Below are 18111 nucleotides of genomic sequence, written 5' to 3'. Positions count from 1 at the left end.
GTATTTGTCATTTGTCATTTGGTATTGTCTCCCTCATCCCCCTCATCTCCCAGTCCCCAATCCCTAATCCCCAGTCCCCAGTCCCCATTACCCCTTATCCCCAGAGGGGGCCCCGAGTTCCCCAATCCCTAATCCCTAATCCCCAGTCCCCTTCACCTGCACTTTAATCCCATATTCAGGGCGCAGGGTAATTGAAGGCTGGGGTACAATCGGGAATCCTGGTTCTATTTCTATTTGGAAGCGTTGGGCAATGGTCGCTAATAATAAAGCTGCTTCCATCATTGCAAAGCCTTTACCAATACAAATCCGAGGCCCATCACCAAAAGGAATATATACGCCTTTAGTTAATTGCTTTTCAAATTCTTCTGTCCAGCGCTCTGGTAGAAACTCTTCAGCACGATCAAAATATTTGGGATGGCGATGCATTACCCACTGACTAATCATGATGACTGTGCCTTTGGGGATTTCGTAATCACCAATTGTCGTATCTTCCGATGCTTCTCTCCCTAGTAGCGCTACAGGAGGATACAACCGCATGGATTCTTTAATCACTTGTTGGGTATAGGTTAAGCGCGGTAGATCTGCGGTTGTGACTAATTTTCCTTGCAGGACTGCTTTTAATTCTGCAGAGAGTTTCTCTTGTACTTCGGGATGTTGAGAAATGAGCATCCATGTCCAAGATAAAGCGTTAGCAGTGGTTTCATGACCTGCGAGCATCAAAGTGGCTACTTCATCTCGCAGCAGCTTATCATCCATTTGCTGCTGAGTTTCCTCGTCTCGCGCTTCCATCAGCATCGAGAGTAAATCATTGCTTTTTTCGCTACTATTACGGCGATCGCGAATTAACTGATAGATAGCCTCATCCATTGCTGCTACAGCATGACGATAGCGAATATTTTCCGGTCTGGGAAACCATTCCCATGATAAGAAGTTCTGTTTTCGCTTGCTTTCAAACCAGTGCATTGTCACATCTAAAGCATTGGCAACTACTTTGGCTTCCCCAGCATCAACATCAGTATCAAAAATACATTTCATCACAATCGCCAGGGTGAGGCGCATCATATCTGCATGGATGTCATGAATTTCACCATCTTGCCAGGTTTGCAACATTCGGTCAGTGTACTTCACCATGATGTCACCATAGTTATTAATTCGCCTTTGGTGAAATACAGGTTGAGCTAGGCGACGTTGCCATAACCAAGATTCGCCTTCCGCAGTTAATAAACCTTCACCTAAGAGGGTTTTTAACACCCGAAATCCCGGACTTTTAATAAAACTCTCGCGATTTTTGAGAACTTCTTCAATATATTCAGGATTAGTTAATAAACAAGTTGGTGTTAATCCTAAACGTAAAGGAACAATGTCACCATAATCACGACAACTAGTGAGAAATGCTAATGGATCTTGCCCCAATTCGACTAAATGCCCCACGATAGAGTTAATTGGTGGTGCAGGTAAATCAAATATATCTTTTGACATAGTAAAAATTCTCAGCGCTTATTTGTGCTTAAAAAAGCTTATTTTCTCAGAATATTTAATTCCTCCTCAAAAAGATAGATTTATATTCAGTAATAAGTAAGAGATTTATATTCAATAGTTCACGTAGGATGCGTTAGCGATAGCGTAACGCATCCGTAACTGAGATTTTTCAGCCATCAAATCGGATTCCTAGAGATAACAGGTGATTAAATACATCAGACTTCTGGCACAAGTCGGAAAAAGGAGGAACGGTTTGGTATTTTTCCTTTCCCCTTTCACCTTTTGCCTTTGCCCACCTATTGCCTACTTGGTGCGATCGCCTGATCGCCTGATAGCTTGGCGGTTCTCCAGTGCCATGCTAGGGTATTTGTACAGCAATGTCTGTTTCCTCAAGGGTAAAAGCTTATGGTTCAGTTACAGCCATCCTCTCAGTCAGAGGTGATTTACCCCGACAGCGATGGTAAACCGATGGCGGATAACACTAAGCAGTTTCGTTGGATTGTCACAATTAAAGAAAATCTGGAATGGTTATTTGCTGATGATCCTAATGTGTTCATCGCTGGAGATTTACTGTGGTATCCGCTTGAGGGGAATAATAAGACTTGTCAAGCTCCTGACGCGATGGTAGTGGTTGGTAGACCAAAGGGAGACAGAGGTTCTTATAAACAGTGGCTAGAAGATAATATTCCACCACAAGTAGTTTTTGAAATTCTCTCCCCAGGAAATACCAAAGCAGAGATGAACAGAAAGCTGCTGTTTTATGACCGTTTTGGTGTAGAAGAATACTACTTGTACGACCACGATCGCAATGAGTTGAGTGGGTGGTTGCGAACGGAAGGCTTTTTGGATGTAATTGACCCCATCGATCAGTGGATTAGTCCGAGGTTGAAAATTCGTTTTCAGCTAGCCAATCCACAATTGCAAATTTTCTACCCAGATAACAAGCCGTTTTTAACTCACACAGAAATTGCTCAACAGGCACAAGATGCTGAAGCTAGGGCCCAAGAGGCAGAGCAACGAGCCGAACAAGCTGAAGCACGAGCCGCAAGGCTGGCGGAACGATTGCGCGCAATGGGTATTGACTTAGATGATGAGCGATCGCCCTAAATTATAACTCAGCATATTAACTGAAGTTATGAGCAATAAAAACTACATTAACTTTTCGTAGGAGATATTGCCCATAACTTAGGATTATATTTGGGAACTTCAGTCCCCTTTTTAGAAGGTGTTGGGTAATTGATCAATGTTGAGATGAAACGTAAAAGTCCACAGTTAACTTACAGCAGTTTTCATGTATTTAGACCACAGGCTGATATCTGTATTTCTTTGTTACTTTGCGCCTTTGCGCCTTTGCGTGAGATATAAAATTGTGGTTCATTTACCTGAAAATAGCTGTAAGCTGGGATAGTTGACTGTGGACTTTTGGGCATGAACTTATTGAACTTCTGCAGGATGTAGTTCTTGTTGCCTTTCCACAAAGGTTTGTACACGGGTGCGGTAGTTTCTTAAGTTTTCATCTACCCAATCGCGTTCGTTACTGTTAGCAAACAAATGTACTACTGGTTCACTAGCATCGGGTAAAACTAACAGCCAACTGTCATCATGAGGCTGACCGATTTTTACTCCATCGATTAATTCTAAATTTTGGGCAGGGTGAGTTTCGACTAAATAACGCATCAGTGCGCCTTTAGCACTCCAAGGACAGCGGACAGTATGTTTTCTGTGAATCACACGAGGTAATTCAGCCCGGACAGTCGCAAGCGATCGCTCTTGAATTGTTAGCATTTCAATTAGCTTGGCAATACAGAACATGGCATCAAATCCCGGATGCAGTTGTGGGAAGATAAAACCTGTATCCCCGCTCCCAGCTAATACAACATTGGGGTATTTCTGCGAAGCTTCCATTAAAGCTGTGGGGTTGGCTTTAGTGCGGATGACTTTACCATCGTGGCGACGGGCGACTTGTTCTACCGCACTAGAAGCATGAACTGGTACAACTACCGTTCCTCTAGGGTTAGAAGTTAAAATCATATCCACCATTAAGGCGGTTAACATTTCCCCGCGAATTGGTATCCCAGATTCATCTACTAAAATCATCTGTTCGCCATTAGCAGAGACTTGAACACCAAAGTTTGCCTTTAAAGCCTCAACTACATGGCCTAGCTGAGTTAACAAGGCTTCTCGTTCGGTTGTGGAAATAGCATGTTTATTCAGACTAGCGTTTAAAACTACGGCATCTGCACCAAATTGATCTAACATTTGGGGTAAAACTGCCCCAGTCACAGAATAAACATAGTCAATTACTACCTTGGCGCGACTGTTGCGGAGAGTTGCGACATGCAGCAGTTTCTCAAAAGCCGTGCAGTAAAGGTCATTAACTTGGCTAGGATAGGCGACATCACCAATTTCGTGTAATTGCGCCCGCCGCATATCTTCTTTAAAGAAAGCCCCCTCAATTTTCTTTTCTTGGGCTTTGGAGATATTAATTCCCTTGTTATCCATGAATTCAATCAGGATATAGTCAGGGCGATCGGGGTGTACCCGCACATGAATCCCACCTACTACCGACATTGTGGGTATAACTGTCCGGGCTATAGGCACAGCTGTCGCATCAAGGTTTTGAATATCAGTCCCCACTGACATTAAACCCGCAATGAGCGATCGCGTTACCATGCGCGAAACATTTCGCTGATCGCGGGAAACTGTTACCCGCGAACCTGGTTTCAATGTGGAACCATAAGCGGCTCCCAACTTCACCGCAAATTCTGGGGTAATATCGACATTAGCTAACCCTTGTACGCCGCGTTGTCCAAATAAATTCCTTTGGGCAGTATTTCCCCAAATCAAGTTGATGTTTAAAATAGCACCAGATTCAATTTTTTTACTCGGCCAAACTCTCACTCCCGGGCTAATTTGCGCTTCTTCACCCACCGTAGAAAGCGAACCGACTACAGAAGCTTCTAATACATGAGCGCGGCGGTCTACACGAGTACCACGGGAAATTACACAAGCTGAAAGTTGTGCTTCTTCCCCAATAATCGCACCATTCCACACAATCGGGCGCTTCAAATTCGCATCAGCGCCAATAGTCACATTATCGCCAATAACAGTTCCCGCCTCAATTTGTACCCTAGAACCAATCCGGCAATTGTCACCAATGACAGCAGGACTTTCAATGGTAGCAGAAGGATCAATATAAGTATTTTGACCCTTCCAAATACCCTGAGAAATCTCTGTATAAGCAAAGTCAAGTTTTACCTTGCCATACAAAGCATCATACTGAGCTTCACGATAGGCATCCAAATGTCCGACATCACACCAATAACCTTGAGCAATGTAGCCATACATTGGCTCATTTTTTGCCAGTAATAAGGGGAATAAATCTTTGGAAAAGTCCGATTCTGTGTTATCTGGCAGATATTCCAAAACTTCTGGTTCCAGAATATAAGTACCAGTGTTGACAGTATCAGAGAAAATTTCACTAGTAGAGGGTTTTTCTAAAAATCGATTAATCTTGCCATCTTCATCAGTAATCACCACCCCAAATTCAATGGGGTTGGGGACACGAGTCAAAATCAGAGTGGCTTTTGATTTTTTTTGTTTATGAAATTCAATTGCTGCTGTTAAATCAAAATCTGTGATGCTATCGCCGCTAATTACGAGAAAAGTTTCATCTAGGAGTTCGGCAATATTTTTTACACAGCCTGCCGTTCCCAGAGGTTGGTCTTCTTCCACAGCATAAGTCATCTGCACGCCAAAATCGCTACCATCTTGAAAGTAGTCTCGCAGAACATCAGGCAGATAATGTAATGTTGCAATCACTTCTGTGACTTGATGTCGTTTGAGGAGATTGATGATATGTTCAGCAATTGGCCGATTTAAAATCGGTACCATCGGTTTGGGCAAATCGCAGGTTAACGGACGAAGCCGCGTTCCCGAACCGCCTGCCATCAGCACTGCACGCATAAATCCTCCTTAACTATTAGCAGCATTTGCTGCGTCAAGACCCGCATATACGTTGTATTTTTCTTTCTCTAGTCTCCTATGGATCTTGATATTTGAGTAACTCCCGCGAGATGCATCTGTGGGGGGGTTGGGGATGAGGGAGATGAGGAAGCAGGGGAGACAAGGAGCAATTAGTTACCCATGCCCAATGCCCAATGCCCCATGCCCAGTCCCTTACGCTACATCATTCAAGGGAAGTTGCGGGATTTGATTGTAAACTTCTAGATTTTCTGCCAAAGCTTGGTGTAAATCATATTGAGTTTGTGAATTTAGCCAAAACTGAGCGCTGTTGCCAAAATAGCGTGATAAGCTATTTGGCTTTTAATTTGCACAATCTATTGTGAGGGCTGTTAACCGTTGACAGTCAACAGTCAACAGTCAACAGTCAACAGTCAACAGTCCCTTAGACTGTACTGAGAATGTGCGATCGCAGTTTTTCTACTAATTGATGTAAATTACCTGTATTCAGGCGATAGCTTAAGGGATGGGCAATTAATCTGGCTGTACTTTCATACAAAGTTGTAATCTCAACTAAACCGTTTTCTCGCAAAGTTCTTCCGGTAGAAACTAAATCTACAATCGCTTCCGACATTCCAGTAATCGGCCCTAGCTCCACGGAACCATACAACGGTACGATTTCTACTGGTAAATCCAAACTTTGAAAATATTCACGCGCGCAATTGACATACTTAGAAGCCACTCGACCGTGCGCGGGTAAATCTAAAGGCGATTTATAAGGACTGGATGCTTTGACTGCTACTGACATCCGACAATGTCCAAAATGCAAATCTACCAATTGTGCAACTTGTGGTTGCTTTTCTCGCAGCACATCATAACCAATAATACCCACTTGTGCCTGACCATATTCCACATAAACAGGTACATCCTGGCCCCTAACTAGCAATCCTTTCGCTTGTCCACTAGCATCAACAATTTGCAGTTGGCGATTTCCTGAATCTAAAAAAGCGCTAAAATCCAAACCTACAGATTGCAGTAGGTGGATGCTATTTTTAAGTAATTCCCCTTTTGGCAACGCAACAGTCAGCATTATTGTCCTTAATATCTTGAGATACGGACACTTTGCAGTTTTGGCAAAATCCCATCAGCAAGTGTCCTTGTCTTGGTAGTTTATTACTATTGAGAATATCTCGATATGCTCACCACAAGCAGCATGAGAATTTTATTAGTTGATGACGAAACAGAACTAACTGACCCCCTAAGCCGCCTCTTAACCCGTGAGGGTTATAGCGTAGATGCTGCTTATGAAGGAACAAGTGGTAGTCAATTAGCACAAGCAAGCAATTATGACTTACTGATTTTAGATTGGATGCTACCAGGAAAAACGGGGTTAGAAATTTGTCAGGAATTACGCCGTCAAGGTAAAACCACTCCTGTACTATTTCTCACAGCTAAAGATACTCTAGATGACCGTGTTGCAGGTTTAGATGCGGGTGCAGATGACTATTTAGTTAAACCCTTTGAATTGCGGGAACTCTTAGCCAGAGTCCGTGCTTTGTTGCGTCGTTCTGGTGTGGAGACTTACAACACCCCTACAGGACGCTTAGTTGTAGCTGATTTAGAACTCGATGTTGACAACCAATTAGCTTACCGTCAAGAACGAGTAATTGAACTCTCCCAAAAAGAAAGCCAATTGCTGCAGTATTTTATGGAACACAGCGGCCAATTGCTAACTCATGGGCAGATTATGCAACATCTTTGGCCAGATGACGAACAACCAAGTAGTAACGTGATAGCCGCATTAATTCGGCTACTACGGCGCAAAATAGAAGTAGCTGGTGAAAGTCAGTTAATTCACACTGTTTATGGTAAAGGCTATCGCTTTGGTACTACTTCAGGAGAAGGTATTTAAGGGACTCCCTATCAAGAAGCAGGGGGATGAAGAGGACAAGGGGAAATCAACATTACCCATTACCCATTACCCAATGACAACAAAACAAAAGCTATTAAGCTGATTCAGAATCGTTAAATAACAGCAAGCGTGCTGCGAGTATGGCAAATCCTACAGCCGCGATCGCTTTTAAAACACGGGTGGGTAAAAATTCTGCCACTGCTCCCCCGGCTAATGCTCCTAGTAAGCTAGTTAATACTAGAGCGATCGCAGTAGCAAAAAAGACAGCGCGACGAGACTGAGTGCGTCCCGAAAGCGCGATCGCAGCTAACTGACTTTTATCACCTAATTCTGATAAAAAAACTGTAATAAAGCTTAGTCCTAAAAGATGCCAATCCATAATTAATTGAGATAAGGGAACTGTTGACTGTTAACTGTTGGTTATTAACCCATGATTACATCCCAAAAGAGCATGATGGAAATTAGCAATAACATCACACCTGCTGATGTCTCTACGGTTTTGGGACTGAGTCGCTTGGCTATCCAGCCTCCTAACAGTACGCCTAATAAGCTGGTTGTAATCAATGCAGCTGCAGAACCCATAAACACTAACCAAGGTGCATGAGATTCTGCACTCATTAATAAGGTAGATAGCTGAGTTTTATCACCAATCTCAGCGAGAAAGATGGTGACAAAGGTAGTACCAAAAATAACTAATACTGATTCTGGCTTTTTTGGGCTATCCGCTACTACAGGCTGAAGTGGCTCAATGGTTGCAGTCGTTAAGTTAATATCGGTACTGTCTTTTAGTTCGGGCTGGTTTTCAGTCTGAGATCTGACAGAAAGGCTTAGAGGTGCAGAATCAAGTTTCACAGGCAGTATATTTGGATTACTAGATTGTTTTCATATTCTTCTCATTTTCTCAGATTGTTGTAATAAATTGCAACTAGTGTTTAGCCATAGTTACAAATTTCATCTAAAAACCGACTTCTTTATTGAAACGAATGAGTTCCAAGCTGCGATCGCCATATACTCCTTCTATCTGTTGACGACAGCAGTCAATCGCAAAATCATTTAACTCTTCTGGTTCAATACCATACATATCTTGAAATATCTCTGCTTCCACACGACAGAAGCGCGGACGATTGGCGTAAATCCGACATTCTCGGGTTATATGGTCAAAATTAACGCACCATCCACCTTCACCTACCATGCTCATATAAAGTTCCAGTTCTGCGGGTGAAAGATACTCTTCTATATCTGGACGATCTGCTGGATCGAGATTACAGCAGGCTCCACATTGTTTTATACATTGCCAAGTTGCCATGATTTGTTATTTGTCCTTTGTTATTTGTCATTTGTCATGAGGTAATGGGTAATTGGTAATTGGTATTTCTCCCTCATCTCCCTCAATACTTGTCGGTTAAGGGTAAAAGGGGAAGGGGAAAAGGGGCAAGAAAAAACCTTTAACCCTTACCCTTTCACCTTTTCCCCAAACCAAATTTCAACTTGAAAATCCTTAACCGAGCAGTATTGTCATCTCCCTCATCTCCCTCATCTCCCTCATCTCCCCAATCCCCAATCCCCAGTCCCCCACTCTTACATTTTTATTTCTTTTTTTATAATTTTGTTAAGTAAATTAAATCTGGCGCTCCTTCGCCGGATATGATCGATACCGGGTTTTGCAATTGCAGTTATTGAATTTTTTAAGACAATTGGGAGGAAACAATGTTTGGATTGTTTGATGCTCTAGCCAATATCAATTGGGAAGTTATTTTTCAACTACTGTTTGTTGGGCTGATTGTACTTGCTGGGCCTGCTGTAATTTTTGTTTTAGCATTTCGCAACGGCGACCTGTAAAACTGCTGATTGCTGAGTTACAAGTGCTGAGTATTGTGTGAAAAAGTTTGAGTTGTAGAAGATTGTAGAATTCCCAACTCTAACTTAAAATAACCAAAAACTCAGGACTCAGGACTTGGAACTCAGCACTGACAAAGCCTGAAGCGCAGCTTGGATGATGTTGTCATATTGTGGTTCACAGACATCAACCTCTTTGGCATCTTCACGACTGTTACCTAGCAAACCGATTGTATGCCCTGGTTGCATCACTAAGACTTTGCCTTCAGAATTTTTAATTCTTAATTCTGGTAAGGAATTTTGTTGAAAGATACCACAAGTGTAATGGCGCTGTTTGTACTCAAAGCTGGTTGTTAAAGGACGAGTTGAGGAACGGAAAAACAGGTGAGATTGCGTTGTTAGCCGCACACCTATTAGTTCCATTTCAATAGCGGTATTGCCATTAAAATGATTTTCTCGCAGTTTATAAGCTACATCCACTCGCGAAGGTAGGGGATAGTAGTCGCGCCAACGCCAAGCGATCGCCTTAATTTTATACTGTTGCTGCTCGATAGTTTGGGCTAGTGTGAGTTTAATATGACCTTTCCCGACTATTTGTTGCTCAACTACTTGCACATTCGGAGTCCAGAACACTGGATCAGGGTTATCGATACCGCAAGGATGCAGAGTATTAAGCTGTTGATAAAGCTGGTGATTGATTTCACTAAAATTGACTTCGGTATCAATTTTTAGCAGTGGTTTGAGGTGCTGGGGTTCCAGACATTGATTTGCAAACTCAATTAAACGCGATCGCAGTTTTGCTAAATTTGGCGCTGGTAAAGAAAATCCGCCGGCGGCTTTATGTCCGCCAAATTTACCTAGTAAGTCATGACAAGCTTGTAAGGCTTCAAATACGTTAAATTCGGGAATTCCCCTAGCTGAACCGCGAATATGGGTTTCATCTTCGTATGTACCAATAAATACTGGCACACCGTAGCGTTCCACCAAACGAGAAGCGACAATCCCAATGACACCATGATGCCAGTTTGGTTGCACAACAACTAATACTCTATCTTGGGGGAGTGATGTGATAAATTCAGTTTCTACGTAAGCGATCGCTTCTTGTTCAATTTGCTCGCACATTTCCTGGCGCTGTTGGTTTACAGATTCGCACTGCATTGCTCTTTCCAGCGCTATCCCCATATCATCTGTAGTCAGCAAATCAATCACAATCTGCGGATCGCCAATTCTACCAATTGCATTAATTCTCGGCCCCAGTTTAAAGCCAATGTCCTCTGGCTTTAACGATTTTGGATTTTGGATTTTGGATTTTGGATTGGTATCAATTTCTTCTGAATTTTGAATTTTAAATTTTGAATTTTGAATTGCTTCCCTCGCTTGAACTCCAGCCATTTGAATTAAGGCTTGTATTCCAGGTAAATGGGATTTGGGTAGGAGTTGTAAACCGCGTTTTACCCAGCGACGGTTTACGCCGGTTAAGGGTGCTAAATCTGCGATCGTTCCTAAGGTAAATAGTGCAAGCATCGGCTGGATTAACCCTCTAGTTTCGCCTAGCTGTTGTGCGAGAGATACCGCCAAGATATAGGCGACACCTACACCCGCAACACCGCGATAGGGTGAAGATTCAGCGATTAATTTGGGGTTGAGAATGGCGTTAGCTGGTGGTAATTGTTGCGGAATGTCGTGATGGTCGGTGACAATTACCTTTAATCCTAGTTCTCTGGCTCTAGCTATGGGTTCAACTGCGGAAATCCCATTATCAACAGTGAGAATTATCCCCACACCTTCGCTGTGGAATTCTTCGACAATTCGTTTATTAATGCCATAACCATCATGCATCCGGCTGGGGATAGCGTAATCAACTTTCGCACCCAAAGCTCGGAGATTCCGCAACAGTAAAGCCGTGCTAGTCATCCCATCTGCATCATAATCACCGCAAATAGCAATTTTTTCTGATGAGGCGATCGCATTTTGCAATAACTCTACACTCAGCGCTAAATCGGGAAATTCTTCTAGTGGTGCAGGTAAAATTAACGATTCTGGTTCTAAAAAGGCTTGTGCTGCGTCTAGGGTTTCAATACCCCGGTTAATCAAAAGCTGGCTGACAATTGGAGAGATATTGTTGTAATTAGACAGCTTTTGAGCAAATTCGTCCTTTTGGGGATAAATTTGCCAACGCTGATTCGGTAAGCGCCTGCGAGGTTTTGATGTTTCTGAACGAGCAATGTCTAGCACAATCAAAGTTACAAGGTTTTCTCTAACTCATAGCGTAAAGTGATTTTACTAGTTTTTTTCCTCATTCATAAAAAAATGTAAAAGACTAAATAGCCTTTCTCGTTAGTCTATATCTAGTTGATGGGAATACTAAATTTGTCTAAACCCTCTCTGTAAGGCTTGTCATCAGCTAATTGTTGCGAAAGCCTAGAGAAGCAAAAATCAATTTGCATTACATGGTAAGTAGAAATGCCTGCTGAGAACTTTAAACCCATCATCCCAGGATATCAAATTGGCTCTCAACTCTATATTGGCTCCAGAACTAGAGTCTATCGAGCTATCCGGGAGCAGGATCAACTTCCAGTGGTAATTAAACTTCTTGCCTCTCAATATCCCAGCTTTAACGAATTGCTGCAATTTCGTAACCAATATACTATCAGCAAAAATTTTCAGATTCCCGGTATTATTCATCCTTTATCATTAGAACCTTACGATAACGGTTATATTTTGGTGATGGAAGATACAGGAGGGATTTCTTTACGAGAATATATCAAAACAGTTAATCTCTCTTTAAAGGAATTTTTGGCTATTGGTATTCAATTAGCCAATATTATTGGATATTTACACAATCAGCGTGTCATTCATAAAGATATAAAACCCGCAAATATTCTCATTCATCCTGAAACAAAACAAATTCAAATTATCGACTTTAGTATCTCTTCATTACTTCCTAAAGAAACCCAAGAAATTCAAAATCCCAATGTCTTAGAAGGAACTCTCGCTTATATTTCTCCCGAGCAAACAGGCAGAATGAATAGGGGGATAGATTACCGCAGTGATTTCTATTCTTTGGGTGTAACATTTTATGAGTTATTAACCGGAGAATTACCATTTCTCTCTGACGATCCCATCAAATTAGTGCATTCTCATATTGCAACAATTCCTAAAAAATTAGGAAACAGGGAACAGGGAACGGTGAATAGAGAGGAAGTTCCGCAAGTAGTGGCGGATATTGTGATGAAGTTGTTGGCGAAAAACGCTGAAGATAGATATCAAAGTGCATTGGGATTAAAGCATGATTTAGAAACTTGTTTAGCACAACTCGAAGATACAGGAGAAATTAGATATTTTGAAATTGGGCAACGGGATGTGTGCGATCGCTTCCTGATTCCCGAAAAATTATATGGGCGAGAAACAGAAGTTTCTACCTTGCTGCAAGCTTTTGAGCGTGTCGCTAATGGTACATCAGAAATGATGCTGGTGGCAGGATTTTCAGGTATTGGTAAAACTGCAGTAGTTAATGAAGTCCACAAGCCAATTACCCGTCAGCAGGGATATTTCATTAAAGGTAAATTTGACCAATTTAATCGCAATATTCCCTTATCAGCTTTTGTGCAAGCTTTACGCGATTTAATGGGGCAATTGTTGTCAGAATCGGACACGCAACTACAAACATGGAAAGCGAAATTTTTGGATGCTGTTGGAGAGCATGGACAAGTTCTCATTGAAGTAATCCCAGAACTAGAAATCATTATTGGCAAACAACCCCCTGCACCAGAATTATCAGGAAATGCAGTACAGAATCGGTTTAATTTATTGTTTCAAAAGTTTATTGGCGTTTTCACTAATAAACAACATCCATTAGTGATATTTTTGGATGATTTACAGTGGGCAGATTTAGCTTCTCTACAGTTAATTAAACTGGTGATGGGAGACAATGGACATCTATTATTATTAGGTGCTTATCGAGATAATGAAGTTTCCTCAGCACATCCTTTGATATTAACAGTAGAGTATCTGCAAAAAACGGGAACAACAATTAATATAATTACCCTGGCACCTCTAGCTTTAAGTGATACGAATTTGTTGGTTACTGATACGTTGCAATGTTCCATCCAGCAAGCGCAATCACTGACAGAATTAATCTATCGCAAAACCAAAGGTAATCCATTTTTTATTACGCAGTTTCTCAAAGCATTACACGAAGATGGACAGATTACCTTTAATCATCATCAAGGTTATTGGGAATGTGATATTGCTGAAATTAAAGCGCTATCTTTCACTGATGATGTTGTAGAGTTTATGGCGCAGCAATTGCAGAAATTGCCGAGTGAAACGCAAAATGTGTTGAAGTTAGCCGCTTGTATTGGTAACTCGTTTGATTTAGCAACTTTGGCAATTGTTTCTCAGCAATCTCAAATTCATACCGCTACAGCTTTATGGAAAGCCCTACAAGAAGGGTTAATTCTGCCAACGAGTCAGATTTATAAATTCTTCCAAGCAGAAATTACAGAACCAACTTTGGGAGAGCAATCTATTAATTTGACTTACCGCTTTTTGCACGATCGCATCCAACAAGCTGCATATAAACTAATTGCTGAAGATGATAAACAAGCAACCCATCTGACAATTGGGGAATTATTGTTATCTAACACCCCAGAAACCCAACTAGATGCAAATATCTTTGAAATTGTCAACCACCTAAATATAGGCATTGAGTTGATTACTCAGGCAGATAAAAAACTGGAATTAGCCCGACTGAATTTAATTGCAGGATGTAAAGCCAAAAATGCGATCGCCTATGATGCGGCGGTGAAATATTTCACTCAAGGAATTGATTTACTACCCCCTACTGCTTGGACAGTACATTACAAATTAACCCTAAATTTGCATCATGAGCGTTTGGAAGCCGCTTGTCTGAACACAGACTTTGACAAGCTAGCAGCATGGGGTGACATTGTGTTGCAATCTGCTGCTTCTCTCTTGGACACCATCAAAGTCCATGAAACAAGAATGACGGCATTCCGCTCTCAAGGTAAATTTCTTCAAGTAGTTGAGACTGGGTTGCAGGTGCTGAAATTACTGGGTGTGGAATTTCCTCAAGAGCCAACTATGGCAGATATTGGTGCAGCAGCCGCGCAAACAAGGCAACTTTGGCAAGGGCGCGCACCCTTGAGTTTGCTAGACTTGCCAGTGATGAGCGATCTGCAGCAACTAGCAGCCATGCAAATCCTCACAAAACTTGTGCCATCAGCCCACATTGTTGCACCTCTACTTTTACCACTACTCATCTTCAAGCAAGTTGAGATGTCTATAGAGTGCGGTAATTCATCGATTGCCATTTTTACCTATGCTGACTACGGGTTGATTCTTTGTGGCGTAATGGGAGATTTAGATGCGGGATATGAATTTGGGCAAGTGTCATTAAAGTTACTAGAGCAATACCAAATTCCCGCATTCAAAAGTAGAGCTTACTTTATTGTCAACAGTTTTATTCGCCACTGGAAAGAACCCTTGAGTCAGTCTATTCCATTTTTATTGGAAGGCTACCAGAGTGGTTTAGAAACCGGAGATTGGGAATGCGTAGCGCTGAACCTGGTGTCATACGGTCAGTACAGTTATTGGAGTGGTCGAGGATTAAATGATTTAGCTGAGGAAATGGAGGCTTATCGGCAAGCCATCAGCCAAGTTAAACAAGATGCAACGTTAAAATATCATGAGTGTTACCAGCAAGTGATTATTAACTTACTGGGAAGGGTAAAAGTTGCCTATGATTTGCAGGGAACAGTCTTTAACAAAAGCGAGGCCTTAACCCACTTGCAAGCGATGAATGACCAAACAGGGTTATTTCATGTTTCTCTAAATCAAACCATTCTCTATTATTTGTTTGGCAAATACGAATCGGCTTTGGTACAAACAGCCCTAGCAGAACAGTACAGTCATGCTGGCATTGGGTATTTTATGGTTGTTGTTCAAGTCTTCTATGATGCCTTAGTTCATCTGGCAAATTATGCTGAAGCTTCTCCACAACAGCAGTCTGCAATTATTGAGCGAGTCAATAACCATCAAGCAAAACTCCAAAACTGGGCAACTCATGCGCCATGCAATCACCAACATCGTTGGGAATTAGTAGCAGCAGAACGCGATCGCATTTTGGGGCAATTTACTGCTGCGATGGAGCATTATGAATTAGCCATTAATGGCGCAAAAACTCACGGTTATTTGCAAGAAGAAGCACTCAGCAATGAATTAGCAGCTAAATTTTACCTGGAATGGGGTAAACAGAAGGTAGCCGCAGGTTATATGCAAGAAGCTTACTACTGCTATGCCCGTTGGGGTGCAAAAGCCAAAACTGATGATTTAGAAAATCGCTATCCCAATTTACTGCGCCCTATTCTGCAGCAAACAGTACAAAGCCTCAATCCTCTAGAAACCTTAGCTTCAATGACTGCGCTGAATGTCTCGATTCATAACTCCACAAAAAATAACAACTCATCCAGCAGTATCAATAATGCTCTAGATTTTGCCGCCATCCTGCAAGCTTCTCAAAGTTTGTCCAGTACGATTCAACTGGATGAACTCATGTATCAACTTACTCAGATGATTCTGCAACATTCTGGGGGCGATCGCTGTGCTTTAATTTTGCCTGATAGTCATGGAAAATGGCAGGTGCGAGCCGTTGCTACACCAGAAACCACAGAACTTTGTACTGAACTCTTAGAAGGAAATCCTCACTTCCCCCTCAAACTGATCCAGTACGTCAAAAATACCCAAGAAGTTGTAGTCATTGACGAACTCAAAACCAATTTACCTGTAATTGATGAATATTTGAATCAGCGACAACCAAAAAGTTTGCTGTGCTTGCCAATTCTTAATCAAGGACATTTAATTGGGATTTTATATTTAAAAAATCGCTCCACTAGCGGCGTGTTTACGAGCGATCGCATTTTGCTGCTCAACTTTCTTTGTACCCAAGCGGCAATTTCTCTAGAAAATGCCCGTCTTTATCAAGATTCGCAAAAATATGCCCAAAAATTAGAAAAATCCTTAGAACAGTTAAATCTTAGCGAAAACCGCTTTCAAAAATTAGCTGATAACATACCAGGATTAATTTATCAGATTCGCATTCAAGCTGATGGTTCATCTTCCATCTCCTATGTCAGTTCTGGATGTCAAACTCTGTACGAAGTCGCCCCAGAAGATTTGATGTCAGGAAAATACAGCTTGCGTGATTTTGAACATCCCGACGATCGCGCAGAGGCTTTTCGCGCCTCGATGGAATCAGCAAAAAATCTCACCCCATTTCATCACGAGTGGCGGATTATTACACCCAATGGCAATATCAAGTGGGTAAAAGCAGCTTCTCAACCAGAACGTAGGGAGGATGGCGAAATGGTATGGGATGGTATTGTGATTGATATTAGCGAACAGCAAACAGCACTTCATGAACGCAAACTTGCTGAACAACAACAACAGAGACTGTTAGGGATTTTGGAAGCTACCCCAGATATTGTAGGTATTGCTGATGCTAATGGTAATAGTCTTTATGTTAATCCTTCTGGACAGAAATTTTGGCAGATGAAAGATAGTGCAGCTGAATTTCACATTGCTAGGGTCACTACACCTACAGTAATGGCATATCTGCAAAATGTTGCTATTCCCACTGCTATCAACCGAGGGACTTGGAGTGGTGAGTCAGCCATTTTAGACTCCCAAGGTAATGAAGTGCCTGTATCTCAGGTAATCATTGCTCATAAAAATGCTGCCGATGAAGTCGAATATCTGGCTACCATTATTCGAGATCTTAGAGAACGCAAACAAGCTGAAGCTGCGATTGAGCAAAAATCCCAGGAACTAGAAACGGCTTTGCAAGAACTGCAAAAAGCTCAATTGCAAATGGTACAAAATGAAAAAATGTCTGCACTAGGTAACTTAGTTGCTGGGGTAGCCCATGAAATGAACAATCCACTAGGATTTATTTCAGCTAGCCTCAAACAAGTTAAACCCACTTTGGATGATATTACCGAACACCTGAAGCTATATCAACAAGCCCTACCCGAACCTGAAGCAGAAATTCTCGATCATGCTGAAGAAATCGACTTGGATTATAGCTTAGAAGACTTACCAAAAATTATCGATTCGATGGTCATAGCTTGCGATCGCTTGAAAAATATTAGCACCAGTTTAAGAACTTTCTCCCGTGCTGATAAAGATTATAAAGTTCCATTTAACATCAATCAAGGGCTGGATAGTACAATTTTAATTCTCAAACATCGCCTCAAAGCTAACGAAAAACGCCCGGAAATTATTGTAGAAACCGAATACGCTAATTTTGCACCTATTGATTGTTTTCCAGGACAATTAAATCAGGTATTTATGAATGTTCTGGCAAATGCTATTGATGCTTTAGATGAATTATTTATCGGTCAGAGTTATGAGCAAATGAAGTTGCGTAATCCTATAATTATCGTCAAGACTGCTATTGATAATTACAATGTCAAAATCTCAATTGCTGATAATGGCAAAGGCATGAGTGAAGAAGTGAAAATGCATATCTTTGACCATTTATTTACTACTAAAGGAGTTGGTAAAGGTACAGGTTTAGGACTCGCTATAGCTAGACAAATTGTTGAAGAAAAACATGAGGGTAAAATTGAGGTCAATTCTGTTTTAGGAGAGGGAACAGAATTTGCAATTTTCCTTCCCATTGCAGATAAATCTAAATAACCACACAACACAAATTCTTGAGAAAAGTATTGCTACAGGCAATACTTGTCGGTTAAGGGGAAAAGGGGCAAGAAAAAACCTTTTCCCCAAACCAAATGAAGAGTTGAAAATCCTTAACCGAGCAGTATTGTTACTACAGGTGCTTGCGAGCGTCATGACAATAAAATTCGGATAAGACACATCGATTGACGTTTAAATCC

Annotated in this window: 11 protein-coding genes; 4 read left to right on the top strand and 7 right to left on the bottom strand. The window is 41.5% G+C overall.

Annotation, left to right across the window (positions count from 1 at the left end; genetic code table 11):
• Positions 1-135 precede the first annotated feature (135 nt).
• Complete coding sequence (locus HG267_RS15405; RefSeq protein WP_045872039.1) at positions 136-1479, bottom strand: cytochrome P450; 1344 nt, start codon at positions 1477-1479, stop codon at positions 136-138.
• A gap of 405 nt (positions 1480-1884) precedes the next feature.
• Here HG267_RS15405 and HG267_RS15400 point away from each other — a divergent pair, with 405 nt between their 5' ends.
• The gene (locus HG267_RS15400; protein ID WP_045872040.1) at positions 1885-2586 is read left to right on the top strand and encodes a Uma2 family endonuclease; all 702 of its coding nucleotides are present in this window, start codon (positions 1885-1887) and stop codon (positions 2584-2586) included.
• Between the two features lie 327 nt (positions 2587-2913).
• Here the strand turns inward: HG267_RS15400 and HG267_RS15395 are convergent, their stop codons facing one another.
• Both HG267_RS15395 and hisG read right to left on the bottom strand, forming a co-directional pair.
• The gene (locus tag HG267_RS15395) at positions 2914-5445 is read right to left on the bottom strand and encodes a mannose-1-phosphate guanyltransferase (protein WP_045872041.1); all 2532 of its coding nucleotides are present in this window, start codon (positions 5443-5445) and stop codon (positions 2914-2916) included.
• 442 nt (positions 5446-5887) lie between these two features.
• Positions 5888-6532 (bottom strand): ATP phosphoribosyltransferase, encoded by a 645-nt coding sequence (hisG, locus tag HG267_RS15390; RefSeq protein ID WP_045872042.1) that lies wholly within the window; start codon positions 6530-6532, stop codon positions 5888-5890.
• A gap of 123 nt (positions 6533-6655) precedes the next feature.
• Here hisG and rppA point away from each other — a divergent pair, with 123 nt between their 5' ends.
• On the top strand, positions 6656-7354 hold the full coding sequence (gene rppA / locus HG267_RS15385; protein WP_045872043.1) for a two-component system response regulator RppA: 699 nt from the start codon (positions 6656-6658) through the stop codon (positions 7352-7354).
• 94 nt (positions 7355-7448) lie between these two features.
• On the opposite strand, the gene HG267_RS15380 is transcribed toward rppA, so the two are convergent.
• The 3 genes from HG267_RS15380 to HG267_RS15370 form a co-directional block, all read right to left on the bottom strand.
• A complete protein-coding gene (locus HG267_RS15380) occupies positions 7449-7733 on the bottom strand; it encodes a TMEM165/GDT1 family protein (protein ID WP_045872044.1) in 285 nt (94 codons plus the stop codon).
• Between the two features lie 44 nt (positions 7734-7777).
• Entirely contained in the window at positions 7778-8206 is a 429-nt protein-coding gene (locus HG267_RS15375; RefSeq protein WP_045872045.1) for a TMEM165/GDT1 family protein, read from the bottom strand.
• Between the two features lie 103 nt (positions 8207-8309).
• Complete coding sequence (locus HG267_RS15370; protein ID WP_045872046.1) at positions 8310-8660, bottom strand: YkgJ family cysteine cluster protein; 351 nt, start codon at positions 8658-8660, stop codon at positions 8310-8312.
• Positions 8661-9070: 410 nt separating this feature from the next.
• On the opposite strand from HG267_RS15370, the gene psb30 reads away from it, so the two are divergent.
• Positions 9071-9193 carry a photosystem II reaction center protein Ycf12/Psb30 gene (gene psb30 / locus HG267_RS15365; protein WP_045872146.1) on the top strand — a complete coding sequence of 41 codons (123 nt, stop codon included), beginning with the start codon at positions 9071-9073 and terminating at the stop codon, positions 9191-9193.
• A 108-nt stretch (positions 9194-9301) separates the two neighbouring features.
• Here psb30 and HG267_RS15360 read toward each other — a convergent pair whose 3' ends face one another.
• Positions 9302-11425: a single-stranded-DNA-specific exonuclease RecJ gene (locus HG267_RS15360; RefSeq protein ID WP_045872047.1), complete on the bottom strand. Its 2124-nt coding sequence runs from the start codon at positions 11423-11425 to the stop codon at positions 9302-9304.
• A gap of 228 nt (positions 11426-11653) precedes the next feature.
• Between HG267_RS15360 and HG267_RS15355 the strand changes: the two genes are divergently transcribed.
• A complete protein-coding gene (locus tag HG267_RS15355) occupies positions 11654-17911 on the top strand; it encodes an ATP-binding sensor histidine kinase (protein ID WP_045872048.1) in 6258 nt (2085 codons plus the stop codon).
• The last annotated feature ends 200 nt before the right edge of the window (positions 17912-18111 follow it).

It is taken from the genome of Tolypothrix sp. PCC 7601 (assembly GCF_025677855.1).
GTDB lineage: Bacteria > Cyanobacteriota > Cyanobacteriia > Cyanobacteriales > Nostocaceae > Aulosira > Aulosira diplosiphon.
The sequence above is the reverse complement of the archived record's forward strand: the minus strand, read 5'-3'. Positions and strand labels throughout refer to the sequence as shown.